This is a genomic window from Streptomyces sp. NPDC059499 (assembly GCF_042749285.1).
Taxonomy (GTDB): Bacteria; Actinomycetota; Actinomycetes; order Streptomycetales; family Streptomycetaceae; genus Streptomyces.
In genome coordinates, this window is record NZ_JBHYTT010000021.1 from 91,235 (window position 1) to 113,068 (window position 21,834).

Genomic DNA, 21,834 nt, shown 5'->3' on the forward strand with positions numbered 1-21,834 from the left:
GCCGCGGCAGCCTTTGTCACGGCGGCAGCTGTCGTCACCGCGGCCTCGCGCGCCCCCGGCGCCTCTCTCCGTCTTCTTCGCTTCCCGAAGTACGTACACAGACAAGGCATTTCCATGTCCTCCACGACAGTGGACCAATCCCCCCTGCCCGCAGCCGCTCCCCCGGACGCCCCCGCGGGCAGGCGAGCCAACCCCTGGCTGACGCTGATCGCCGTGGCCATCGGTCTCTTCATGGTCAACCTCGACAGCTCCGTCGTCGCGATCGCCAACCCCGAGATAGGCCGGGACCTCGGCGCGTCCACCGCCGACCTGCAGTGGGTCACCAACGCGTATCTGATCGCCATGGCCGCCCTGCTGATCCTGGGCGGCAAACTCGGTGACCGCTTCGGGCGGCACACGGTCTACCTCGTGGGCACCCTCGGCTTCACGCTGGCCTCGGTGGCGATCGCCCTCTCCGGTTCGATCGAGGGTGTCATCAGCTTCCGTGCGGTGCAGGGCCTCTTCGCCGCCCTGCTGATCCCCAACACCCTCGGCCTCCTGCGCGCGGTCTTCCCGCCCCGGAAGTTCGGCATGGCCGTGGGCCTGTGGGCCATGGTGGCGTCGTGCTCCACCGCGCTCGGCCCGATCGTCGGCGGTCTGCTCATCGAGCACGTCAACTGGGAGTCGGTCTTCTACATCAACGCCCCCATCGGTGTCGTCGCCCTGCTCTTCGGCCTGTTCGTCCTCCCCAGGAGCAAGGACTCCACGGGAAGCCACCGCTTCGACGTACCCGGCGTACTCCTGCTCGGCATCGGCCTGGTCGCCCTGATCTTCGGCGTGGTCAAGGGTGAGACCTGGGGCTGGACCTCGGGCGGAACGCTGGGGTCCCTCGCCGCGGGCCTGGTCCTGCTGGTCTTCTTCTGCCGGTACGAGAGCCGCCTCGACCACCCGCTGCTGCCGATGCGCCTCTTCCGCAACCGTTCCCTGGCCATCGGCACGATCGTCACCGCGATCAACTTCTTCGTGATGCTCGGTGTCATCTTCTTCGTGATGCTGTACCTGCAGAACGTGCGCGGCTTCTCCCCGGTGGAAGCCGGTGTCCGCACCCTGCCGTTCAGCCTGGCCACCGTGGTGGCGGCACCGCTCGGAGCCGCCCTGACCCAGCGCTTCGGCCCGCGGCTCACCATGCCGGTCGGCATGACCCTCCAGGCCGCGGCGGCCCTGTGGATGCTGACCTGGGACACCGGTTCCCCGTACGCCGCCCTGTGGCCGCCGTTCCTGGCCATCGGCCTGGGCGTCGGCATCGTGATGTCCGCCTCGTCCGACGCCATCGTCGGCAACGCGCCGAGGAAGGACGGCGGAGTGGCGGGCGGGCTGCAGGCCACCTCGCTGCAGATCGGAGGTGCGTTCGGCACGTCCGTGCTGGTCTCCCTGATCAGCGGGAAGGTGGGTTCCACCCTGACCGGCGAGCTGACTTCCGCCGGTGTCCCGGCCGGGGCCGCGAGGGGCTTCGAAGAGGCCGAGGACGCGGTGTCCATGGGTGTCCCGCCCGTTTCGGCCGACATGCCCGCGCAGCTGAGGGCCGCGGTGATCGAGGGCAGCGGAAACGCGTTCATGAACGGTGTGCACGCCGCCGTGGTCGTCACCGCCGCCCTGTGCGCCGCCGGCGCGCTGCTGGCCGGGTTCGGCATGCGCCGTCGCACCGGGGCGGAGGCCGTGGAGGACTGAGGACCCCGTCCTCCCCGTCTCCGCGTCTCCCGGCGTCAGGCGGCGGAGTCCACCCGCTCGTGGCGCTCCCGCATGCGGGCGATGACGCGCTCACGTCCCAGCTTCTTTGCCTGGCGGAGTTTGGCTTCCGCGACCAGTACCGGGAACCAGAGCAGCCAGCCCCACAGGCTGTACGTCAGGGTGCCGCTCAGCACCAGGGCGTAGTTGACGCCGACACAGAGCGTGAGGATCAGCACGTGCGCCGGAGCCCGATGGGCGAGGAGCAGGCGCAGAGGGGCGTTGCGGGGCCCTTGCAGGAGCTCGACCGCCGCCGCCAGTTCGGCGGCGGCGAGGTCCTCTCCGGATTCGTCGGCGGACTCACCGCGAGCGGCTCGCCGCAACGCGTCGGTGACCAGAACTCTCTGTGCCGCAGCCCCTTCGTGCCGCGCACGCCCCTCCGCGGTGGCCGCCTTGATGTCGTCCCAGTACCCGCGGCCGGCCCACCCCGTCACCTCGTCCACGCGCGCCCGTTCCGCCGACCCGGGCGGGGCCAGCTCCTCGAGCCGCACCTTCATGGCCGCGGCACGGGCCGCGCGCCCCGGATAGGTGAAGGAATCGGACCGGAGGCACAGCTCCAGGTACGACACCAGGAGCCCCAGGTCGTCCGCCGCGAGCGCAAGCCCCTTGCGGTACGCGCCCTCGGCTTCGGTGTCGTGGTCGTCCTCGTCCTCCGCGGCGTGCCCCTGCCCGAGCCAGCGGAAGAGGACCGGGTCGGGACCGAGCTCGGCGAGCCCGGCCTCCGCCGTTTCCCTGACTCCTGCGTAGCCGCCCACCGCGTACAGCTCCGAGCACCGCTGTATGTACTGCTGCCGTTCCATGTTCCCGCCCCATCGGTTCGAACCAGCAGCGTCCCCAACGCGCCGTGCCACGGTCAATGATCCCTTGATCACGATTTACCCGGGCACGGACGGCGGGAGTTCTCAGGCCTCCTGGGGTGCGGGCTCCTTGGTCGCGGCCCCGGCGGGCTTCGCGGAGTCGGTCATGAGGATCGGGGCCGTGAGGCAGGCGATGACGCAGAAGACCACCGGCAGGAAGAAGGTGAGGTTCAGCGGCATGAAGTGGGTCATCGGCCCGATCACCGCGGGGCCCGCCAGGATGCCGATGTAGCCGAGGCCCGCCACGCGCGAGACGTTCGTTCCCGCGGCGGCCGGGTCGATGTGGCCCGCGGCGCTGAAGAGTTGCGGGATGGTGCCGGACAGGCCGATACCGAAGAGTGTCCAGCCGATCAGGGCCGGAGGGATCGTGGGCGAGAGCGCGGCCAGGACGAGCCCCGCGGCGGCCAAGCCGGATCCGTAACGGAGGATGGCGACCGGTCCGAAGCGGGCGGAGACCCGGTCGGCGAGCAGGCGGCCGATGGTCATCGCGGTGGCGAAGGCACCGTAGGCGAAGGCGGCGGTGGACGGGGAGGCGTCCAGGACGTCCTTGAGGTGCAGGGCACTCCAGTCTCCGGCCACACCTTCGGAGAGCATGAGCATGAGGGCGAGTGCCGCCATGATCCAGATCCGGCGGGGCACGGGGCCCTTGGCGGCCTTCGGGGCGTCGTCCGCCTCCGCCGGGGCGGCGTCCGGGGGCAGCAGCGCCGGCATCGCGGCCAGGGTGACGACGAGGCTGAGCACGGCCATGGCGCCGAGCGTGACCGCCGGACTCCAGTTCCGGCCCAGGGTGAACGCGCCGACCAGCGCCGCGAAGACCCCGCCGATGGAGAACATGGCGTGGAAGGCGGACATCACGGGCCGGCCGTAACCCCGCTCCACCTGCACCGCATGGGCGTTCATGGCCACGTCCAGGCATCCCGTGACGCAGCCGAGCACGAACAGCGAGGCACCCAGGGTCCAGGCATCGGTGGCAAGGCCCGGCAGGACGAGAGCGGCGCAGGACAGTACGGCGCTGACCGGGACGACCTTGCGGGCGCCGAAGCGGTCGCTGAGCGGACCGATCAGCTGCATCCCGGCGAACGCTCCACCGCCGAGCAGCAGGAGGAGCCAGCCGAGGACGGCATGGCTGATACCCACCCGGTGCTCGATGGTGGGGATGTGGACGATCCACATCCCCAGGATGAAGCCGCAGAGGGTGAAGTACACGAAGGTGGCCAGCCGGCCGACCCGCAGAAGTCTTTCCATGCGCGCAAACCTAACAAACAGATTTTCTGTTTGTAAGTTTGTTTTACGCACATCTTTGGTGTTCACTTTGTTCATGGCGAGCGCAGACCGACTGAAGCAGATCACGCACGCGGTACTCGGCGCGGGCCGGCAGACCGTGACGGAACTGGCCGAGCTCACGGGCGCCTCGGAGATGACTATCCGCCGCGACCTGGAGACCCTGGCCGGCCAGGGGGTCCTGGAGCGCTACCGGGGCGGGGCCAGAAGCCTGGTGCTGCGGGGCGAGGAGCCGCCGTTCGCCCTTCGGGCGCAGGAGGGCCTGGAGACGAAGCGGCGCATCGCGGCGGAGGTCGCCTCACTGATCGCGGACGGTGAGTCGGTCGTCATCGACAGCGGCACCACGTGCCTTGAAGTGGCCCACGCCCTCGCCCACCGCCGACTGACCGTCATGCCGCTGTCCCTGCACGCGGCCAACGCCCTCACCGGGGCGGACCGGCTGACGTTGTTGCTGCCCGGAGGCCGCCCGCGACCCGGCGAGCTCGCGCTGACCGGCCCGTTGACCGAGGCGTCCCTGGCCTCGCTGCGCTTCGACACCGCGGTCATCGGCTGCTGCGGCCTGACCGCCGCCGACGGGCTGACCGCCTACGACCTCGAGGACACGGCGGTCAAGCGCGCGGCGATCACGTCGGCCCGCCGCGTCATCGCCGTGGCGGATGCCCCGAAGCTCTCCCGCACCGCCCTGGCCCTGGTCACCCCCGCCGCCGCCCTGCACACGGTGGTGACCGACGCGGCGGCACCCGATGACGAGGTCGAGGCGCTGAGAGCGGTGGGCGTGGACGTACGGAGGGTGTGACACGGCAGTCCGGTCCCGTGGGGGCCGTGCCGCAGGATCACCCGGCGCCCGGGAGAGGGCTCAGGCCCCCGCGGTCTTGAGCAGGAACGCTCTGATCGCCGCGCTCAGCCGCTGCGGCTGGTCCTCCGGGATGAGGGTGTAGCTGTCGGCGATCTCCACGAGTTCGCCCTGCGGCAGCAGCTCGGCGAGTCTGCGTCCGTGGTCGAGCGGCATGACCTTGTCCTCCGTCGCCCAGACGACGAGTGCGGGACGGTCGAACGCGCGCAGCCCTTCCGCCCATCGCAGGAGTTCGTCCTCGGGCGGTACCCCGAGAACATACGCCCTGAGGTCCCGTCGGATCTCGGTGGACGTCCACAGGGGCTGGAACCACGCGTCCATCACCTCGTCCGGGACGGGCCGCTTGCTCATCCACCCCCATGTCATGGGCAGTCTGCGCAGCGGCTTCAGCTTGAGGAGCGCGAAGGCGAGCTCGATGCCGCCTGGCATCTTCGCCGCGGCGTACAGATTGCGCCCGGGCAGACCGGGCGGGAAGTTGCCGAAGGCCTCGCAGGACGTGATCACGAGCTTGCCGATCCGCTGGTCCCGACCGTCCGCGACGAGGGCCTGTGCCCCGCCCCAGTCGTTCATCACCAGCGTGACGTCGGTCAGGTCCAGTGCGTCCAGGAACTCCGCCACCAGCCGCGCGACCCCGGGGACCGTCAGATCGGCGTCCGGGCGCATGGGCCTGCGGTGGGCCCCCAGGGGCAGCGTGGGCACGATGCACCGGAAGTCGTCGCGCAGCTCGCCGACGACGTGCCGCCAGAGCGAGCCGTTCATCGCGACCCCGTGCAGCAGAACCACCACGGGTCCGTCGCCACCGGTGTCCTCGTACTCCACCACTCCTGCGGAAAGCAGCGCATCGGTCATGCGACCAACCTAAACCGCCGTCACCGCCCGGGAGGGGTGGCGCGGGATGCGGGTTCCGGCCATGTCGAGGGTGCCGCGGATGCCCCGGATTCCGGTACGTCCGGCGCCGCACAGTGCCCGCGCACCGCCCTCGTACCGCGACAACGAGAGCTCATGGCCCGGGCCTTGATAGCGTCGCCCACGCGACTACGGACCGCTCCCTTCACGGAGTTGTGACCGCGGTGGGCCCGGACGGACGTGGCACGGAAAAAGGACCGACTCACATGAGCCTCGCTCAGCTGCACTACACCTCCGCCGCGGCCGGGGACGGGGAGCCCGGCGGCCGGTTCACCGCCGTCGATCCCGCGATACCCGGGCCGGTACGCGCGGAGGCCGGGCAGCTCCTCGGGTACGAGCCTCCGGCAGGGACGCCGGACACCTCTGGGATACCTGGGGCATCCGGGCGCCTCACGGATGCCGAACTGCGCGCACTGCCGGTCGCGTTCAGCTTCAGCGCGCTGTCCGACGGCAGTCATCTCCTCGGCCGCACCGTGGCCGTCGGCGCCGGAGCGTTCCACGCGCACGGCATACACCTGCCGGCCGGGACGCCGCTGCCGGGCGGTGCCCTCCCGGTCGCCGCGTGGGGAGCCGCGGGCTGGCTGGCCTCCACACCCGACCGTGTGCTGCCCGATCCGCTGACCGCGCGCTCCACATCGCCGTCCGCCTCCGGCGGCCTCTCCCGCGAGGGGCTGGGCGACTTCGCCGTGTCCCGGAGCCCGTGGCTCGCGGCCGTACTCGCCGACCTGCGCCGGGTGAGCGAGGATCCGTCCGAGCCGCCGGTCGTCCTCGTCGAGCGCCACAGCGCGGACGTGGCCCGGTGGGTCGCACTGGCCGCCGCCGTACTGCCCCGGGGGCACGCCGAACGACTGACGTTCACCACGTACACCCGGCATCCGGAACGCGCGTCGCACCAGGTGATCGGCGTGCTGCCGCAGGACGCCCCCGACGCGGGCAACCCCCGCTTCCGGGTGCACGCGAGCACCGGTCCGCGCCCCGCGTCGCCCGTCGACGACGCCTGGGCCGGGACGGCTGCCCGCATCTGGCGCAGCCGGGCACCCGAGCTCTTCCGGGACGCGGCGGAGCTGCCGGGCGAGCCGTTCGCCGCCGGACCGCTCGCCGTGACGGCGCTCGGCGCCGGCATCGCGCTCGGGTCCAACGAGCGTGCCGCGGCAGCTGATTGGGCGGCTGATCGGCCGTACGCCCTGGACGAGAAGCAGACCCGGCAGCTGACCGACGCGCTGACGGCACCCGCCGACGACCGGACGGCCGCCGAATGCGCCTCCGCCCTCCGGCTGCTCACGGCGCTCGACGGCCGCTCCCCCGCCGCTGTCACAGCCCCCTTGGCCGCGCTGCTGGTGACGGAGGCGGTACGGGGCACCGAAGTCGCCCTCGAACCGCCCCCGCGTTCGGCATTCGCCGAGCCGGCCGGGGAGCGTGCCGTCGCCGCGCTGGTCGCGGAGCTCGGCGAGGACCTGCTGGCGGAGCTCGCGGCCGGAGTTCCGCGGGGTGTCGCGCGGACCGTGCAGGTGCTGCGGATCGTGCGGCTGCTCGGCATGGACTGTGCGGAGCTGCTGCCCGGTGTCGTACGCAGGCTGGCGCGTGCGCTGCTCGACGATCCGGAGGCCGGCGCCTGCCCCGCCCTGCTCGACCTGCTGGACGAGCAGTTCGACGTGCGTACGGCGCTGCTGGGCGAGCTGGACCGGCTCGCGCCGGACGACCCCGCCGGGACGGAGCGGCTGTTGGTCCGGGTCGCCCTGCCGTTCACCGGGACGCAGGCGCTGCCGCATCTGCGGATGTGTGCCGAGGCTCCCGGTGCCAAGGCGCGCGGCGCCGACCGGGTGATGGTCCTGCACACCGTGCTGCGGGCGGCCGGCATGTCCCCGTTCGCCGAGCCGCTGGTGCTGCGGACCGCGGTGGGCCTGGTGTGGGGCGAGGACACCCCGACGGCGGGCGAGGCACGTTCGCTGCTGGGCGAGACGACGTCGGACGCGCACCGGACGGCCGGCACCTGGAGGCATCTCGTCGCCGCCGCGCTCGCCGCGCCCTTCGACGACGAGGCCGCCCCGGAACTCGCCCACGACCTGCTGCGCAGCTTCCCGCAGGACATCGGCGCCCGGGTGCGTGCCTCACTGCTGCTGCTGGACTTCGCCCGGGACGTCCGCTCCGGTGCGGTCGAGCCCGGCTGGGCCGAGCGGGCCAGGTCGCTGCGCGCCCTCGCCGAGCCGGTGGAGCCGCTGGTGCTGGAGCACGCCTACGGTGCCCTGGCCCAGCGGCTGCTCGCCCCGGACCGGCCGGAGGCGGAGCTGTACGCGTTCGTGCACAGCGGGGACGAGGACCTGTTCGCGGCCTACGGCAGGGTCGCCCGCCGCGACGAGGTCCTGACCCGGCTCCGGGCCGAACCCGCGTACGTGGCGGACTGTTTCACCGTGTGGACCGCACACCCCCATGCCGGCGACGCCTGGACCAGGACCCGCACCGCCCTGCTGGTCGAGGTGCTGCACCCGGCGGTGCGCGCCCTGTCTCCCGAGGGGGTCACGGCAGTGGAAGGGGCCGTCGAGCGTGAGGGGAACAGCCGCACGCTCGACGCCTTCCGCGCCTGGAACCGCCGGCCGTCCCGCTCGATCGGGCGGCTGGGCAAGCGGATCGTGCGGCGGGTACGCCGGGGTTGATCCGGGCGGTCCGGCACCCGGGGTACCGGACGCGGCGGGTGATCCGGGCGGTCCGGCACCCGGGAGTACCGGACGCGGCGGCTCAGACGTTGGGCACCTTGAGCCTGTCCCAGCTGGCCTTGCCCGGAATGCCGTCCGCGCCGCTTCCCGAGTAGCCCAGCTTGCGCTGCCAGGCGGCGTACGACGTGCGGTCCGCCTCCGACCAGTCGGGGCCGGGGCCGACCTCGTACCTTCCGCAGCCCTCGGCCACCAGTCTCTTCCCCATGGCCGTGATGACGGCGCTGCTCCGGCCGGCCCGGAAGTACGCCGCACCGGGGAACGGCTCGTACTTCGGCGCGGGCGGCTCGGAGGGGCCGTCCGGCTGTCCGCCGAGGCGTGCCTTGATCCGGCTGCGCATCGAGTCCATCGTGAACCCGCGCGGGTCGATCTTCCCCGGCTGCCACTCCTTGTGGCCGATCACCGAGCGGTTGTTCCAGCCGTGCGCCCGGCAGAGCGCGGCGGCGGCCTTCTCGATGGCCTCCAGCTGAACGGCCGGCCACGGGTCCTTGCCGTCGCCGAGGTTGACGCACTCGAAGCCGTAGAAGGAGCGGTTGCCGTCGGTGTTGGCCTCGTTGTCTGCGGGCAGCGCCGTTTCGTTGATCACCGCCCGCAGGACGTCGTCGTCGCCGAGTCCGGCGTGGTTGGCGCGGCCGTGCCCGACCAGGTGGACCGAACCGTCCTTGGCGATCACGCCGTGGCACAGCGGGCCCGGCAGGGTCGAATGGCCGTCGTAGCAGAGGTCGACGGAGCTCTGGGTGCCTGAGGTCACGGTGTGATGGATCATCACCCCGTGGACGGGCCCCCACGGGCCCTTGTGGTTGCGGTTGTGCGTGCGCCAGCTCCGGTGCTCGACGACGTGCAGACCTTCGTCCCGGAGGGCCTTGAGCAGTTTGTCTGCGGACAGAGGCGTTGCCATCGTGGTGCTCCTTCTACCCAGGTGGTGCGACAGCTCTCGGGCTGTCCACCGTCGTCCTGCCCCGCCGTGCGCCCGCCCGAACCGGCGGTTCCGGCCGTCTTCGGCGCCTTGGCCTCCGCAGGTGTGGCGCGCATGCGGGCCCACTGGGCTTCGGGCCGGGGCGGAGCGGCGGGTGCGGTGCGCCAGGTACCGTAGGGAGAACGATTTCGTGGGCCTCCTGACGGGCTGCGTACACCCAGGAGGAAGACATGACGACGAACCGCGGGCGCAAGGACGTCATCCGGGACCGGATGGCCGCGACCGGCGAGTCGTACAACGTCGCCGCGCGCAATCTGAAGGCCATGAAGGACATGGGCGCGACCCGCGAGGCCAGGCTGATCCAGCGCTGGCAGCCCGCGGAGTCGCTGGATGTTCCCTGTCCGTGCGGCGGCACCTGTGAGCCGGGCGAGACGTGCGACCACTGCCATGCCCGGCACCTGCACGTGAGGCGGTATCCGGGCAGCGTCACGGACGTGGAGATCTGGGCCGACCGCTACGAGTGCACCGGCTGCTCGTCCTCGTACACCCTGACCGTGCGGCTGGCCGGCCGGCCGTGGGGTGTCGCGGAGACGGTGGTCCAGGGCGGATCCGCCGAGGAGGTCGTGCGGGCCCGGGTGTTCCCCGGCGTCGCGCACCCCCTGCTGCGCCCCGAGGTCTCCGCCGAGCCCGACGAGGACTGACCGGCGGCATCCGGGTGCGGCTGACCGGCGGCGCCCGCGGAGTCCCAGGAGGACCGACCTGTGCGCCGCCCCGCCCCCGTGCTCAGCCCTCGTCCGGCGCCAGGGTCAGTGAGATCGAGTTGATGCAGTAGCGCTGGTCCGTCGGCGTGGAATAGCCCTCGCCCTCGAAGACGTGGCCCAGGTGCGAGCCGCAGCGTGCGCAGCGCACCTCGGTACGGGCCATGCCCAGACTGTTGTCCTGGATCAGCTCGACCGCGTCGGTGTCCTTCGGGTCGTAGAAGGACGGCCAGCCGCAGTGCGACTCGAATTTGGTGTCGGAGCGGAACAGCTCCGCCCCGCAGGCGCGGCAGGAGTAGACACCGGCGGTCTTGGTGTCGGTGTACTCACCCACGAAGGCGGGCTCGGTGCCTGCCTTGCGCAGCACCGCGTACTCGGCAGGGCTCAGCTCCGCCCGCCACTGCTCGTCGGGCTTCTCGACGTCGTAGGACACGGTGGCTCCTCAGCTCGACAGGTGGTCCAGGATCTGCGGGCCGAGGTCGGTGACATCGCCCGCTCCCATCGTGAGAACCAGATCGCCCGGCTTCGCCATTCCCGCGACGACGGCGGGGATCGCCGCCTTGTCGTGGACGGCCGTGACGTCGGCCCCGGCCGCCTTGGCGGCGTCGACGATCAGGGTGCTGGTGATGCCCGGGATCGGGTCCTCGCGGGCCGGGTAGATGTCCAGGACCACCGAGGCGTCGGCGAGGGCGAGTGCCTGGCCCATCTCGGTGCCGAGCTCCTGGGTGCGGGAGAAGAGGTGGGGCTGGAAGACGACCAGGAGGCGGGCCTCGGAGGCCGCGCCGCGCATGGCTTCCAGGTCGGCGGTCATCTCCGTGGGGTGGTGCGCGTAGGAGTCGATGACCTGGACCCCGGCGGCCTCGCCCTTGAGCTGGAGACGGCGCTTGACGCCGGTGTACTTGCCGATGGCGGAGGCCAGGTTGTGCGCCGGGATGCCGAGGGCGACACCGGCGGCGAGGGCGGCGACCGCGTTGTGGGCGTAGTGGCTGCCGGGCACGGAGACCGTGAAGGTGAGGTACTTGCCGCCCAGGACGACGGTGACCTCGCTGGTCAGCCCGCGCGGGGTGACCTTGTGGACCCGTACGTCGGCGGTGTCGGACGCGCCGTAGGTGACGACGTTGAGCGAGGAGATGTCGCGGACCCGCTGCACCAGCTCCACCGCGCCCTGCTGGTCGGCGGAGATGACGAGGGTGCCACCGGGAACGACCTTGCCGACGAAGGTCTCGAAGGAGTCGTAGATCTCCTCCATCGACGCGTAGTTCGCGTGGTGGTCCAGCTCGACGTTGAGGACGATCGCGACCTCGGGGTCGTACTTCTGGAAGCTGCGGTCGCTCTCGTCCGCCTCGGCGACGAAGATGTCGCCGCCGCCGTGCGCGGCGTTCGTGCCCGGACCCTCGAGGTCGCCGCCGATGGCGTACGAGGGGTCGAGTGCCAGCTCGGACAGGGCGACGGCGAGCATCGACGTGGTGGTGGTCTTGCCGTGCGTACCGGCGACCGCGATGGGGCGCAGGCCCTGCATCAGTGCGGCAAGCGCGTCGGAGCGGTGTACGACGGGCACGGACAGCTCGGCGGCGCGGACCAGCTCGGGGTTGTCCGGGCGGATGGCGCTGGAGACGACCACGCAGGACGCGTCGTCCGCCAGGTGACCGGCGGCGTGCCCGATGTGGACGGTGACCCCCAGCGCCCGCAGGGCCTCGGCGGTGGCGGACTCCTTGGAGTCACTGCCTGCCACCTTCGCTCCTCGCTGGGCGAGGATCTTCGCGATGCCCGACATCCCGGCGCCGCCGATGCCGATGAAGTGCGGCCGTTCAAGGGCGGCAGGAATACCGGGTGCCATGCGTGTGTCTCCCGAAGGTGTGACGTGGATGTGGTCCGCCCAGCCTATTCGCTGTGCGCGAAGAGCTTGAGCACCGGTACGCCGACCTTGTGACGGGCCCGGGACGCCCAGTCGCGGTGGAAGAACTCCTCCACGTAGTGCGGTGCGGTCAGCACGATGACCTCGTCCGCCCCCGCGTCGTCGACCACGGTCTTCAGCTTGTCCAGGGGGTGGTCCTCGATCACCTGTCCGACGGCCTCGGACCCTGCCTTGCGCAGTTCCTGGAGCGAGTACTCCAGGGCGACCGCGGCGGGCTCCTGCGCCGCCTTGCCCTCCGGCTCCTCCCCCTCGCGGACCGCTTCTCTCAGTTCGCCGAGCGCCACGTCGTCGATCGCCCGCAGCAGGACATCGGCCTGGTCACCGCGTGGCTGCATCAGTACGACGAACGAGATCCGCTCCTCACCGTGGAGGGTGGTGACGAACTCCACGTCCTCGGGAGTAAGCGGTTTCTCGATCATCAAAACGCTTGTGAACACGGCAGGCGCCCTTCCGTTTCATCTCGTCGGCCCTGGACGGCCGCTGCTGCTGAAACCATCCTTCCCCGCAATTGCACGGGGTCTGCAGGACTAAGTGTGCCCATCCGAAGCTAACCGGAACGGAAAATTCCGCTAAGTGTCAGATCTTCCCGTACCGGGTGAAGAGGAATCCCGACTCTTCCAGCAGGGAGGTGAGGGAGAAACGTTCCGGCAAGGTCACCCCCGGGCCTCCCGCGATGCGCTGCGCATCCCCCGCGGTGAGCATCGGGGACACGGTCAGACAGAGCTCGTCCAGCACCCCGGCCGCCACGAACTGCCCCAGCAGCCGGGGGCCGCCCTCCGTGAGCAGCCGGGTGAGGCCGCGCGCGGCCAGCTCCTCGACCGCCCGCGCCGGCTCGACGGCGGCGCCGTCCCCGGCGATCAGCACCTCGGCACCCGCGTCCCGGGCCGCGTGGATCCGGTCGGAGGGTGCCGCCGCCCCGGTGATCACCAGGGTCGGGACCAGGGGGGAGGTGAAGAGCGGGAGCGAGAAGTCCAGGTCCAGGCTCGCGCTCACGACGGCGATCGCGGGGGCGGGGCCCTGCCCGGCCGCCGCGCGCCGGGCGGCGAAGGCATCGCGGGCCCGGGCGGGCCGGTACCCCTCCAGCCGCACCGTCTCCGCGCCGACGACGATCACATCGGCCAGCCCGCGCAGCGTGCCGAAGATCCGCATGTCCGTCGCGCTGGAGATGCCCTGGGAGCGGCCGTCGTGCTGGGCCGCGCCGTCCAGGGTGGAGACCATGTTGGCGCGAAGCCAGGGGCGGCTGCCCTCGGGGTACGCGTAGGCGTCGGCCAGCTCGTCGAGTGTCCACTCGCGATCGCTGGCTGCGGATGTCCTCCCGGCAGCCTTTGCCGGGTCCGCGATTGTCAGGTCCGTCACAGGGAGCAGGCGTCGCATGCCCCGCAGTCTGGCACGGCCCTTAAGGTGGAGAGTTGTGTCGTCCTCCACCGCCGTGCCGGGGCAGAGCCCCATAGCCGAAACGGCCCCGCAGTCCCTGTGCGCCCTCGAGCCGCGCGTCCCCGCCGACCGCCTGGTCGCGGAGATGGTGCCGCCGCCGCGCTTCGACGCGGTGCGCTTCGATACCTACGTACCCGACCCGAACCGGCCGAGCCAGACCGAGGCCGTCAAGGTTCTCGCCGAGTTCGCCGGCGGGCTCGGCGGGGCGCACGCGAGCGGTGCGGGCAAGCGCAAGTGGTTCAGCAAGAAGCCCGCGCCGCCCACCGGCCCGCGGGGTGTCTACCTCGACGGCGGTTACGGCGTCGGCAAGACCCATCTGCTGGCCTCCCTCTGGCACGCCACTCCGGCCGCCCCCTCGCTCAAGGCCTTCGGCACGTTCGTCGAACTCACGAACCTGGTCGGTGCGCTGGGCTTCCAGCAGACCGTGCAGACACTGAGCGGTCACCGGCTCCTGTGCATCGACGAATTCGAACTGGATGACCCGGGCGACACGGTTCTGGTGTCGTCGCTGCTCAGCAGGCTCGTCGAGGCCGGTGTCGCGCTGGCGGCCACGTCGAACACCCTGCCCGGCAAGCTCGGCGAGGGCCGTTTCGCCTCCGCCGACTTCCTCCGCGAGATCCAGGGACTGTCCTCGCACTTCCGGCCGTTGCGGATCGACGGCGAGGACTACCGTCACCGCGGGCTCCCCGAGGCCCCGCCGCCGTACTCCGACGAGCAGGTCACCAGGGCCGCGTACGCCACCCCGGGCGCCGCCCTGGACGACTTCCCCGGCCTGCTCGACCATCTCGCCCGGGTCCATCCGAGCCGCTACGGAGCGCTGACCGACGGCATCACGGCAGTCTGCCTGACCGATGTGCAGCCGGTGCCGGACCAGTCGACGGCCCTGCGCCTGGTGGTACTCGCCGACCGGTTGTACGACCGCGAGGTCCCGGTGCTCGCGTCCGGCCTTCCGTTCGACCGGCTGTTCAGCGACGAGATGCTGAACGGCGGGTACCGGAAGAAGTACTTCCGGGCGATCTCCCGGCTGACGGCACTGGCGCGTGACGCAAAGGGACTGGTGGCGCAGTAGGTTCGGGGCGTACCACGTACGAGCGGCGTCACAGCGGCTCGTACGTCCCGCATAACCGCGCACACCGTTTGAAGGGATCCAGCATGGCTACCACGCGTCAGGCGCACACGGTCTGGGAAGGCAACCTGCTCGAGGGCAAGGGCGTTGTCACCCTCGACTCCTCCGGGAGCGGGGAGTTCCAGGTCTCCTGGCCGTCCCGCGCGGAGGAGGCGAACGGCAAGACCAGCCCGGAGGAGCTCATCGCGGCGGCGCACTCCAGCTGCTTCTCGATGGCTCTGTCCAACGGCCTGGCCAAGGCGGGCACCCCGCCGACCAAGCTGAACACCCAGGCGGACGTCACCTTCCAGCCCGGTACCGGCATCACGGGCATCCACCTCACCGTGGAGGGCGAGGTCCCGGGTCTGGACGAGGCGGGCTTCGTGAAGGCCGCCGAGGACGCCAAGGTGAACTGCCCGGTCAGCCAGGCGCTGACGGGCACGACGATCACGCTCAGCGCTTCGCTGGCCTGATCCCACCTGCCCTGGGGGCCACGTCCGTCCCTGGGGCACATCGAGGCACAGTGGCCCGCATGGTTCCCGCGCGACACTACGCGTGGTACACACATGCGGGTCACTTCACCTGTCCGCCAACAGGGAGTTGCCTCATGTCATCAGCACCTCAAGGACACGCGACACGACGACAGGTCCTGGCCGGCACCGGCGCGACCGCCGCCTCGATCGCCTTCGCCGGGGCCTTCACCGAACTCTTCGCCGGCACGGCCGCCGCCCGGGGCCACGGCGACTACGGCCCGCTCGTGCCCGACCCCGACGGACTGCTCGATCTGCCGAGGGGTTTCCGCTACCGGGTCCTCTCCCGGGAGGGCGACCCGCTCAGTTCCGGCGAGGGCCGGGTCCCGAGCAACCACGACGGCATGGCCGCCTTCGCCGGCCGCCGGGGCCGGGTCCACCTCGTGCGCAACCACGAGAACCGGCCGACCGGCAAGATCGGCGTACCGACGGTCGAGGGACTCACGTACGACCCCGCGGCCAAGGGCGGCTGTACGGCCCTGGAGCTCGACAGCCGGGGGAACGTACTCGGGGAGCGCGTCGCCATCGCCGGTACGGCGGTCAACTGCGCGGGTGGCCCCACCCCGTGGAACACCTGGCTGACCTGCGAGGAGACCGAGGACAAGGCCGGCACCAACGGCTACACCAAGGATCACGGGTTCATCTTCGAGGTGGACGGCGCCGATCCGCGTCGTACCGGAGCCGTACCGCTGACCGCGATGGGCCGCTTCCAGCACGAGGCGATCGCGGTCGATCCGAAGAACGGGATCGTGTACGAGACCGAGGACGCGTTCCAGAAGCCGTTCGGGCTCTTCTACCGCTTCCTCCCCGAGAAGCCGCTCGGCGGCACGGGCTCGCTGCGGGCGGGGGGCGCGCTCGAGGCCATGCGGGTGCCCGGGGTACCCGACCTGTCCGCCGTCCAGGAGACCGGGGCGAGCTTCGACCGGATCGAGTGGGTACCCGTCCCCGATCCACAGGCCGCCGGAACTCCGATTCGGCTGCAGGACTTCGGACCGAAGGGCATCACGCACGCCCAGAAGCTGGAGGGCTGCTACTGGGGCGGTTCGTCCGTCTACTTCGTCTCCAGCTTCGCCCACAGTTCGGAGGGGTCGGCGGCCGACCACTTCGGCCAGGTCTGGCGGTACGAGCCGAAGCGGCGCCGGCTCACGCTGGTGGTGGTCTTCGGCCCGGACTCGGACATCCAGCTGCCCGGCGAGTCCCCGGACAACATCTGCCTGGCCTCCGACGGCGGGCTGATGGTGTGTGAGGACGGCGGCGGTGCACAGCATGTCCTCGGGGTGACCCGGCGCGGCGAGGTCTATCCGATGGCGCGGGGGCGGCAGAACATCGGAACGGCCGAGGAGCCGGAGTGGGGCGAGTTCGCCGGGGTGACGTTCTCTCCGGACGGCGAGACGATGTTCCTGAACTGCTACACGCCGGGGACGACGTTCGCCGTGACGGGCCCCTGGCGCTGAGCGGCCGGTAGCGGGACCGGGGCCGGGCAGCACGTCGCTGCCCGGCCCCGGTGCGTTGCGGCAGGGCCGGACAGACCGGCTCCGGGCCCGTGGGCCGGAGTGCCGGAGTGCCGCGAGGGATGTTGAGCACCCATCAGCTAGCGTCCTCCAGTGATCCAATCAGTTCGTACGATGACCATGCTGATGATTCTGAGTGCGGTGCTCTCCGGCTGCGGGACACCGGAGGCCGCCCGCACCCATGCCCTCGCGCCCTCGACCACCCCGAGTCCGAGTCACACGGCGAAGGCGCGGGGCACGCAGTCCGAGCCGCCCACGATGGCTCCGGGGCCGGCCGGGCTCACTCCCGTCTTCGAGCGCCGCTCCGACGGATCCGGCCGGCGGAACGGCGAGCCGGGCAGCACCGACAAGGTCGTGGCACTCACCTTCGACGCGGACATGACGGCAGACCAGGGACCGCGCGCCGCCGCGGGCGAACACTTCGACAACCCGGGTCTGATCACGCTGCTGCGTCGGCTGAAGGTGCCTTCGACGGTCTTCATGACCGGTCGGTGGGCCCAGGAGTACCCGGTTCAGGCCCGCTCGATCGGCACGGACCCGCTGTTCGAGGTCGCCAACCACTCGTACAGCCACTACGCCTTCTCCTCCCCCTGCTACGGGCTGCCGACCGTCGCGAAGGGCGACATGCGCGGCGAGGTGGAGAGGGCGTTCACCGCGATCCGCGAGACGGGGGCGCGCAATGTCGTGCCGTACTTCCGCTTCCCCGGCGGCTGTTACGACGACGTCTCGCTGAAGGCCCTGGCGGCCACCGGGGTGACGGCGGTCCAGTGGGACGTCGTCAGCGGCGACGCGTTCGCCACGGACGCGGACGCGGTGGCCGAGCAGGTACTGGCGGGCGTGAAGCCGGGCTCGCTGGTCGTCATGCACTGCACGCGCAGCGCGGCGCCCGTCACCGACGAGGCGGTACGGCGCGTGGTCCCGGAGCTGCGCGCGCGGGGTTACCGCTTCGTCAAGGTCTCCGAGCTGATGCGGGGCTGAGGGGCCGAGTCAGCCCGAGCAGGCGGTGCGCCCCGCCTCCTGCCACTCGCAGACGGGGCAGAGGGTGCTGCCCTTGGTCGCCTCCGGGTACTCGGTCGGCTTCCGGCACAGCACGCACTCGGCGTACGGCGGGCCCGCGTCGACGGGTACGGGGGCCGGTGCGGGCGTCTCGCAGTACGCATCGTCCATGCCCACGAGCGTACTCACCCGCGCAGTGAGGTGAGCCGAGAGGTGACGGCGGCCACCGCTGCGGCGATGACAGCGGCCCCGGCAAGCGGAAGGACGGGGACCGGGACGGTCCCGGCCGACGAACCGGTGACCAGGCTCGTCACGGCGTACCTCGCGGGTGAGCCGACGGACACCAGGGCGAGCAGGCTCCCGAACACGGTGGCGACCAGCGACCAGCCGTGGCGCCGCAGCAGCGGCCGGGAGCAGAGCGCCCCGACCGCCGCTCCCAGCAGGGCGCAGCAGGCGACGGCGAGCAGGCCGGCACAGGCGGCGGGCACGATCGGCAGGTCGACGGTTCTGTCGGTGCTGGTCGGCCTGCTGATGAGGAGCACGAACCCGTCGGCCACGACACCCAGGGCCAGTGCGGATCCGAGGGCGGTGAGCAGGGCGGCGCAGTGGACCCGCGGCTGCCCGGCGGCGGCGGCCGCGACCGTCCGGGCGGCGGGCGGTTCCTGGGTGACGCAGAGCCGTACGAACCACGCGGCGACGGGCAGCAGAGCGGCGGCCGCGTAACCGAGCGAGTCCAGCAGGGGCTGCCCGGCCCCCACACCGACGCCGAGAAAGGCCGCGTAGAGGAGGACGGGCGCGAGCCAGCGCTGCGAGCGCGCCAGCAGTCCGGCCTGATAGCGCGTCAGAGCAGTCGTGGCGCCCCCGCCTGCGGGCCGGGGCGCCGGGGACGACGCGATGACGGGGGCAGGGGCGGGGTCCGGGACCTGTACCACTGCCACGGCCAGGTCCGTTGCCGCCCCGCGGCCAAGGGCCAGGTCCGGCGCGGGGCCCGGTGCTCGGCCCGGTGCCGCGCCCCGGTCCGGGTCCCGGTCCCGCGTGACTGCCCGGTCCGTGAGCGGGATCGGCTCGACCCCGGCGATGTGCCAGGGCGGGCGGGCCTCGAGCAGGGCGCGCAGGGCCGCGTCCGAGTGTGCCGCGGCGACGGTGAGGCGCACCCGTTCCGTGGCGTCGCCCCCGGTCCGTTCCACGGCGAGCGCACCTCGGAGTCCGGACGGGAGGACTCCGCCCGCCGGGCCTGTCGCGTCGATCCGGACACGGGGGCCGGGCTGTCCGAGCGGAAGCGCCGGGAGCCCCGCCGGGGCGAGCGTGCGGTCCTCCAGCCGGTACGCGGCATCGACGCCGCCGGCCAGGCGGTGCGGGTCGTGGTCGACGAAGACGACGGTGGCCCCCGCCAGGACCCGCGCGCCGACGGCCCGGTCCAGTTCGTCCCGGGCCCCGGTGTCCAGGCCGGTCCATGCCTCGTCCAGGACGAGAAGGTCCGGCTCGGCCAGGAGCGCCTGGGCGACGGCGACCTTCTGGCTGGTGCCCTTGGACAGCTCCGAGAGCGGTGTACGGGCGTGCTCCGCCGCACCGAAGCGCGTCAGCCACTCCTCAGCACGCGAGGCCGCCTCGGCGGTCCGCAGTCCGTGGATGCGGCCGAGGTGGACGAGGTAGCCGGCCGCCGTGAAGGGCAGGGCGGCCGGAAAGCGCTCGGGGACGTACGCCGTACGCGGCCTGCCCGTGATCCGCCCCTCGGACGGCGCGTCGATACCGGCGAGCAGCCGCAACAAGGTCGATTTGCCCGTCCCGTTGGCGCCCTCGATCCGGACCAGGCCGCGCGCGGGCAGCACCAGGTCGACCCCGCGCAGCACCCAGGGGCCGCGGAGGCCGTACCGGCGGCCCACCCCGTGGAGGTTCAGTTGGCCGACGCCTTCTCCGGCTTGAGCTCGCTGGGCCGTACGAGCACGAACCCCTCGCCCTGGAGCATCAGCTGGACGGCCTCTCCCGAACCGCCGCGCACCATGGAGCCGAAGCTCTGCGAGCGGTGCAGCGAGGTGGAGAGCTGGGCGCTCCAGCCGACGACCGCGTCCGTGTCGACGTACACCGGCTGCTGGGCGGTCACGGGTATCACGATGGGCTGGCCTTCACAGATCAGGCCGAGTTTGCCGTAGCCGCTGAAGACGCTGTTGAAGAGGCCGCCGCCGGTCATGCCGGCACCCTTCACGGTCTTGATCTCGTACGAGAGGCTCGCGTCGAAACAGAGGACGTTGCGGCCGTTGATGGTCAGGACGTCGCCCTGTTCCATCTCGACGATGAAGCAGTTGGCCGCCTCGTGGGCGAACCACGCCTCGCCCTGACCGCGGACCGCCATGAGCGCGAGCCCCTCGCCGGTGACCGCGCGCTTGAGCATGCCACCGATGCCCTGGCCCTTGCGTTCGAACTGGAGACTGCCGCGGAAGGCGATCATCGATCCCTGACGCGCGTGCATCTCACCGTTGACGGCGTACTTGATGGACTTGGCGTTCTGCAGGGACATACCGGGGGTGGTGGCCTGCTGGGCCATGTGCTCGCTGGAAAAGAGATCGCTCTTCATGCCGTGCATCCTCACCCGGAGCCCTTGGTTCCGCCAAGAACCGGTTTGCGGGGGCCTGGCAGACTGGGCTCCGTGAGCAGCGACGACCTTCCCGAGCCCCTTCCCGCAGATCCTGCGGACAGTCCGTTCCGCACCGAGCCGACGGCGCGCGACGAGGCACCTCAGTTCGTCCTGCCCCTGGTGGTGCATATCGAGAAGACGGATCCCCCGGCACGCACCGACGCGCTGCGGACCGCCGCCCGCGCGGTGCTCACGATGCTCTCCGACGAGCGTTCGCTCGGTGAGGGCGAGTGGGCTCAGCTCATGCGGGACTGGCAGGACGCCCGGATTCGCAAGGTGGTGCGGCGGGCACGCGGTGCGGAGTGGCGCAAGGCGTCCGCGCTGCCGGGGATCACGGTCACGGGCGAGCAGGCCGAGGTGCGGGTGTTCCCGCCGGTGCCGCTGGACGGCTGGCCCAAGGAGCTGGCCAAGCTCCAGGTGTCGGGAACGGACCTCGACGATCCGGTGCCGCCGGCCGTGCCCGACGGTACCGGCCCGGTGCTCTGGCTGAATCCGGAGCTCGGCATGTCGGCGGGCAAGACGATGGCCCAGGCCGGGCACGGCGCGCAGCTCGCCTGGTGGGAGCTGTCGGAAACGGAGCGCAAGGCGTGGCGGGAGGCGGGTTTCCCTCTCTCGGTGGGGACCCCTGCCCCGGACCGCTGGCGCGAACTCACCGTGAGCGGCCTGCCGGTGGTGCGCGACGCCGGGTTCACGGAGATCGCGCCGGGGTCCTGCACGGTGGTCGCGGACCATCCGGCACTGCGCCGCTGAAGATCACTCGCCCACCTGCTGAACATCCCTGCGCCGAAATACGTACCTCCGGGTACTGCCGCACCGCCATTACCGACGAGTAGGTTGAATGACGAGTCAGTTGGCGGTTGGTTCAGAGCTGCCACGTATCGGCCCGGGAGACAATCTTGTTGCGACGCATCAACGGAACGGCCCTCATCATCGCGGCACTTGTCGCCACACTCGGCGCGCTCGCCTATCCCGTCTGGTCGTACGCCGACCGCTCGGGGACCGGCGAAGCCAACCTGAACGCGTCCAGTGTCGCCACCCAGTGGGGCCCGCTCTCCGCGACCGACCGGGACTTCCTGGTCAAGGTGCGCCTCGCCGGACTGTGGGAGCTGCCGGCGGGACAGCAGGCCATCGAGCGTGCCCCGAGCGAGGCGGTGAAGGAGGCGGGCGACCACCTGGTCGTCGGGCACACGGATCTGGACCGGCGGGCGCGGGACGTGGCCGCCAAGCTCGGCGTGGAGCTGCCGAACCAGCCGTCGGACATCCAGCAGGGCTGGCTGCGCGAGCTGACGGCGGCGAGCGGCCAGGAGTACGAGCGCAAGTTCGCCAACCTGCTGCGCAACGCGCACGGCAAGGTCTTCGCGCTGGTGGCCCAGGTCCGGCACACCACGCGCAACTCACTGATCAGACAGCTTGCCTCGGACGCCAACCAGACCGTGCTGGACCACATCACCATGCTGGAGCGCACCGGGTTCGTCGACTTCGACGGCCTGGCCCGCGAGGCGGCGGGCGCGTCCACGGCCAGCCCGTCGGGCCCGCCCGCGTCGAACGGCGGAGTCCCGCAGGTCCCGGTGCCGGTGACGCCGACGGGGGACCAGTCGTTCACCTCGCGCCCCGTGCCGCCCACGATGGAGCCCCTCCCGCAGCCGTAGGCCCCGGGAACCTCAAATC

21 protein-coding genes and 1 pseudogene are annotated in these 21,834 nt (G+C 71.6%); 10 read left to right on the forward strand and 12 right to left on the reverse strand.

Translation table 11 applies throughout. The features are described from left to right. The first annotated feature begins 114 nt into the window (after positions 1-114). Positions 115-1,707, forward strand: coding sequence for a DHA2 family efflux MFS transporter permease subunit (locus tag ACFW9O_RS33285; protein ID WP_384614548.1), 1,593 nt, complete (start codon positions 115-117; stop codon positions 1,705-1,707). Between the two features lie 35 nt (positions 1,708-1,742). Here ACFW9O_RS33285 and ACFW9O_RS33290 read toward each other — a convergent pair whose 3' ends face one another. Together ACFW9O_RS33290 and ACFW9O_RS33295 are read right to left on the reverse strand one after the other, a co-directional pair. Then, positions 1,743-2,564, reverse strand: coding sequence for a hypothetical protein (locus ACFW9O_RS33290; RefSeq protein WP_384614550.1), 822 nt, complete (start codon positions 2,562-2,564; stop codon positions 1,743-1,745). Between the two features lie 102 nt (positions 2,565-2,666). Next, positions 2,667-3,866: an MFS transporter gene (locus tag ACFW9O_RS33295; RefSeq protein WP_384614552.1), complete on the reverse strand. Its 1,200-nt coding sequence runs from the start codon at positions 3,864-3,866 to the stop codon at positions 2,667-2,669. A 73-nt stretch (positions 3,867-3,939) separates the two neighbouring features. Here ACFW9O_RS33295 and ACFW9O_RS33300 point away from each other — a divergent pair, with 73 nt between their 5' ends. Continuing rightward, entirely contained in the window at positions 3,940-4,698 is a 759-nt protein-coding gene (locus tag ACFW9O_RS33300; protein WP_351171057.1) for a DeoR/GlpR family DNA-binding transcription regulator, read from the forward strand. A 60-nt stretch (positions 4,699-4,758) separates the two neighbouring features. Here ACFW9O_RS33300 and ACFW9O_RS33305 read toward each other — a convergent pair whose 3' ends face one another. Beyond that, positions 4,759-5,604, reverse strand: a complete 846-nt coding sequence (locus ACFW9O_RS33305) for an alpha/beta hydrolase (RefSeq protein WP_351171060.1) — start codon at positions 5,602-5,604, stop codon at positions 4,759-4,761. A gap of 263 nt (positions 5,605-5,867) precedes the next feature. Between ACFW9O_RS33305 and ACFW9O_RS33310 the strand changes: the two genes are divergently transcribed. Further along, positions 5,868-8,312, forward strand: coding sequence for a GTPase-associated protein 1-related protein (locus tag ACFW9O_RS33310; RefSeq protein WP_384614554.1), 2,445 nt, complete (start codon positions 5,868-5,870; stop codon positions 8,310-8,312). An 82-nt stretch (positions 8,313-8,394) separates the two neighbouring features. Here ACFW9O_RS33310 and ACFW9O_RS33315 read toward each other — a convergent pair whose 3' ends face one another. Then, positions 8,395-9,267, reverse strand: a complete 873-nt coding sequence (locus ACFW9O_RS33315) for a peptidoglycan-binding protein (protein ID WP_384614556.1) — start codon at positions 9,265-9,267, stop codon at positions 8,395-8,397. Positions 9,268-9,515: 248 nt separating this feature from the next. Here ACFW9O_RS33315 and ACFW9O_RS33320 point away from each other — a divergent pair, with 248 nt between their 5' ends. Further along, a complete protein-coding gene (locus tag ACFW9O_RS33320) occupies positions 9,516-9,986 on the forward strand; it encodes a hypothetical protein (protein WP_351171069.1) in 471 nt (156 codons plus the stop codon). An 82-nt stretch (positions 9,987-10,068) separates the two neighbouring features. Here the strand turns inward: ACFW9O_RS33320 and msrB are convergent, their stop codons facing one another. From msrB to ACFW9O_RS33340, 4 genes are all read right to left on the reverse strand, one after another. Continuing rightward, positions 10,069-10,476 carry a peptide-methionine (R)-S-oxide reductase MsrB gene (gene msrB / locus ACFW9O_RS33325; protein WP_351171072.1) on the reverse strand — a complete coding sequence of 136 codons (408 nt, stop codon included), beginning with the start codon at positions 10,474-10,476 and terminating at the stop codon, positions 10,069-10,071. A gap of 9 nt (positions 10,477-10,485) precedes the next feature. Continuing rightward, positions 10,486-11,880: a UDP-N-acetylmuramate--L-alanine ligase gene (murC, locus tag ACFW9O_RS33330; protein ID WP_384614559.1), complete on the reverse strand. Its 1,395-nt coding sequence runs from the start codon at positions 11,878-11,880 to the stop codon at positions 10,486-10,488. 44 nt (positions 11,881-11,924) lie between these two features. Next, positions 11,925-12,377, reverse strand: a complete 453-nt coding sequence (locus ACFW9O_RS33335; protein ID WP_351171077.1) for an indole-3-glycerol phosphate synthase — start codon at positions 12,375-12,377, stop codon at positions 11,925-11,927. 157 nt (positions 12,378-12,534) lie between these two features. Next, positions 12,535-13,332, reverse strand: a complete 798-nt coding sequence (locus ACFW9O_RS33340; RefSeq protein ID WP_384614561.1) for a pyrimidine reductase family protein — start codon at positions 13,330-13,332, stop codon at positions 12,535-12,537. Between the two features lie 37 nt (positions 13,333-13,369). Between ACFW9O_RS33340 and zapE the strand changes: the two genes are divergently transcribed. The 4 genes from zapE to ACFW9O_RS33360 all read left to right on the forward strand — a co-directional run bounded on the left by zapE (position 13,370) and on the right by ACFW9O_RS33360 (position 17,516). After that, positions 13,370-14,461, forward strand: a complete 1,092-nt coding sequence (gene zapE / locus ACFW9O_RS33345; protein WP_384614563.1) for a cell division protein ZapE — start codon at positions 13,370-13,372, stop codon at positions 14,459-14,461. 83 nt (positions 14,462-14,544) lie between these two features. Continuing rightward, positions 14,545-14,970: an OsmC family protein gene (locus ACFW9O_RS33350; RefSeq protein WP_384614565.1), complete on the forward strand. Its 426-nt coding sequence runs from the start codon at positions 14,545-14,547 to the stop codon at positions 14,968-14,970. A 134-nt stretch (positions 14,971-15,104) separates the two neighbouring features. Then, positions 15,105-16,481 (forward strand): alkaline phosphatase PhoX, encoded by a 1,377-nt coding sequence (locus tag ACFW9O_RS33355; protein ID WP_384614567.1) that lies wholly within the window; start codon positions 15,105-15,107, stop codon positions 16,479-16,481. A 171-nt stretch (positions 16,482-16,652) separates the two neighbouring features. Continuing rightward, positions 16,653-17,516 (forward strand): polysaccharide deacetylase family protein, encoded by an 864-nt coding sequence (locus ACFW9O_RS33360; protein WP_384614569.1) that lies wholly within the window; start codon positions 16,653-16,655, stop codon positions 17,514-17,516. Between the two features lie 9 nt (positions 17,517-17,525). On the opposite strand, the gene ACFW9O_RS33365 is transcribed toward ACFW9O_RS33360, so the two are convergent. From ACFW9O_RS33365 to ACFW9O_RS33380, 4 genes and pseudogenes are all read right to left on the reverse strand, one after another. Continuing rightward, positions 17,526-17,705: a hypothetical protein gene (locus ACFW9O_RS33365; protein WP_351171095.1), complete on the reverse strand. Its 180-nt coding sequence runs from the start codon at positions 17,703-17,705 to the stop codon at positions 17,526-17,528. Positions 17,706-17,719: 14 nt separating this feature from the next. Further along, entirely contained in the window at positions 17,720-18,430 is a 711-nt protein-coding gene (locus tag ACFW9O_RS33370) for an ABC transporter (RefSeq protein WP_384614606.1), read from the reverse strand. A gap of 618 nt (positions 18,431-19,048) precedes the next feature. After that, a pseudogene (locus tag ACFW9O_RS33375) lies at positions 19,049-19,417 on the reverse strand (ATP-binding cassette domain-containing protein); the annotation flags it as partial. An 11-nt stretch (positions 19,418-19,428) separates the two neighbouring features. After that, positions 19,429-20,106, reverse strand: a complete 678-nt coding sequence (locus ACFW9O_RS33380) for an AIM24 family protein (RefSeq protein ID WP_384614571.1) — start codon at positions 20,104-20,106, stop codon at positions 19,429-19,431. Positions 20,107-20,178: 72 nt separating this feature from the next. Here ACFW9O_RS33380 and ACFW9O_RS33385 point away from each other — a divergent pair, with 72 nt between their 5' ends. Beyond that, positions 20,179-20,916 carry a peptidyl-tRNA hydrolase gene (locus tag ACFW9O_RS33385; RefSeq protein ID WP_384614573.1) on the forward strand — a complete coding sequence of 246 codons (738 nt, stop codon included), beginning with the start codon at positions 20,179-20,181 and terminating at the stop codon, positions 20,914-20,916. Between the two features lie 149 nt (positions 20,917-21,065). Beyond that, positions 21,066-21,815 carry a DUF4142 domain-containing protein gene (locus ACFW9O_RS33390; RefSeq protein WP_384614608.1) on the forward strand — a complete coding sequence of 250 codons (750 nt, stop codon included), beginning with the start codon at positions 21,066-21,068 and terminating at the stop codon, positions 21,813-21,815. Positions 21,816-21,834 lie beyond the last annotated feature (19 nt).

What these genes read in the sequence shown, in the direction of transcription:
- ACFW9O_RS33285 (WP_384614548.1), top strand. Translation starts at nt 115, where the DNA reads ATGTCCTCCACGACAGTGGACCAATCCCCCCTGCCCGCAGCCGCTCCC.
- ACFW9O_RS33290 (WP_384614550.1), bottom strand. Translation starts at nt 2,564, where the DNA reads ATGGAACGGCAGCAGTACATACAGCGGTGCTCGGAGCTGTACGCGGTG.
- ACFW9O_RS33295 (WP_384614552.1), bottom strand. Translation starts at nt 3,866, where the DNA reads ATGGAAAGACTTCTGCGGGTCGGCCGGCTGGCCACCTTCGTGTACTTC.
- ACFW9O_RS33300 (WP_351171057.1), top strand. Translation starts at nt 3,940, where the DNA reads ATGGCGAGCGCAGACCGACTGAAGCAGATCACGCACGCGGTACTCGGC.
- ACFW9O_RS33305 (WP_351171060.1), bottom strand. Translation starts at nt 5,604, where the DNA reads ATGACCGATGCGCTGCTTTCCGCAGGAGTGGTGGAGTACGAGGACACC.
- ACFW9O_RS33310 (WP_384614554.1), top strand. Translation starts at nt 5,868, where the DNA reads ATGAGCCTCGCTCAGCTGCACTACACCTCCGCCGCGGCCGGGGACGGG.
- ACFW9O_RS33315 (WP_384614556.1), bottom strand. Translation starts at nt 9,267, where the DNA reads ATGGCAACGCCTCTGTCCGCAGACAAACTGCTCAAGGCCCTCCGGGAC.
- ACFW9O_RS33320 (WP_351171069.1), top strand. Translation starts at nt 9,516, where the DNA reads ATGACGACGAACCGCGGGCGCAAGGACGTCATCCGGGACCGGATGGCC.
- murC (WP_384614559.1), bottom strand. Translation starts at nt 11,880, where the DNA reads ATGGCACCCGGTATTCCTGCCGCCCTTGAACGGCCGCACTTCATCGGC.
- ACFW9O_RS33335 (WP_351171077.1), bottom strand. Translation starts at nt 12,377, where the DNA reads ATGATCGAGAAACCGCTTACTCCCGAGGACGTGGAGTTCGTCACCACC.
- ACFW9O_RS33340 (WP_384614561.1), bottom strand. Translation starts at nt 13,332, where the DNA reads ATGCGACGCCTGCTCCCTGTGACGGACCTGACAATCGCGGACCCGGCA.
- ACFW9O_RS33350 (WP_384614565.1), top strand. Translation starts at nt 14,545, where the DNA reads ATGGCTACCACGCGTCAGGCGCACACGGTCTGGGAAGGCAACCTGCTC.
- ACFW9O_RS33355 (WP_384614567.1), top strand. Translation starts at nt 15,105, where the DNA reads ATGTCATCAGCACCTCAAGGACACGCGACACGACGACAGGTCCTGGCC.
- ACFW9O_RS33360 (WP_384614569.1), top strand. Translation starts at nt 16,653, where the DNA reads ATGACCATGCTGATGATTCTGAGTGCGGTGCTCTCCGGCTGCGGGACA.
- ACFW9O_RS33365 (WP_351171095.1), bottom strand. Translation starts at nt 17,705, where the DNA reads ATGGACGATGCGTACTGCGAGACGCCCGCACCGGCCCCCGTACCCGTC.
- ACFW9O_RS33380 (WP_384614571.1), bottom strand. Translation starts at nt 20,106, where the DNA reads ATGAAGAGCGATCTCTTTTCCAGCGAGCACATGGCCCAGCAGGCCACC.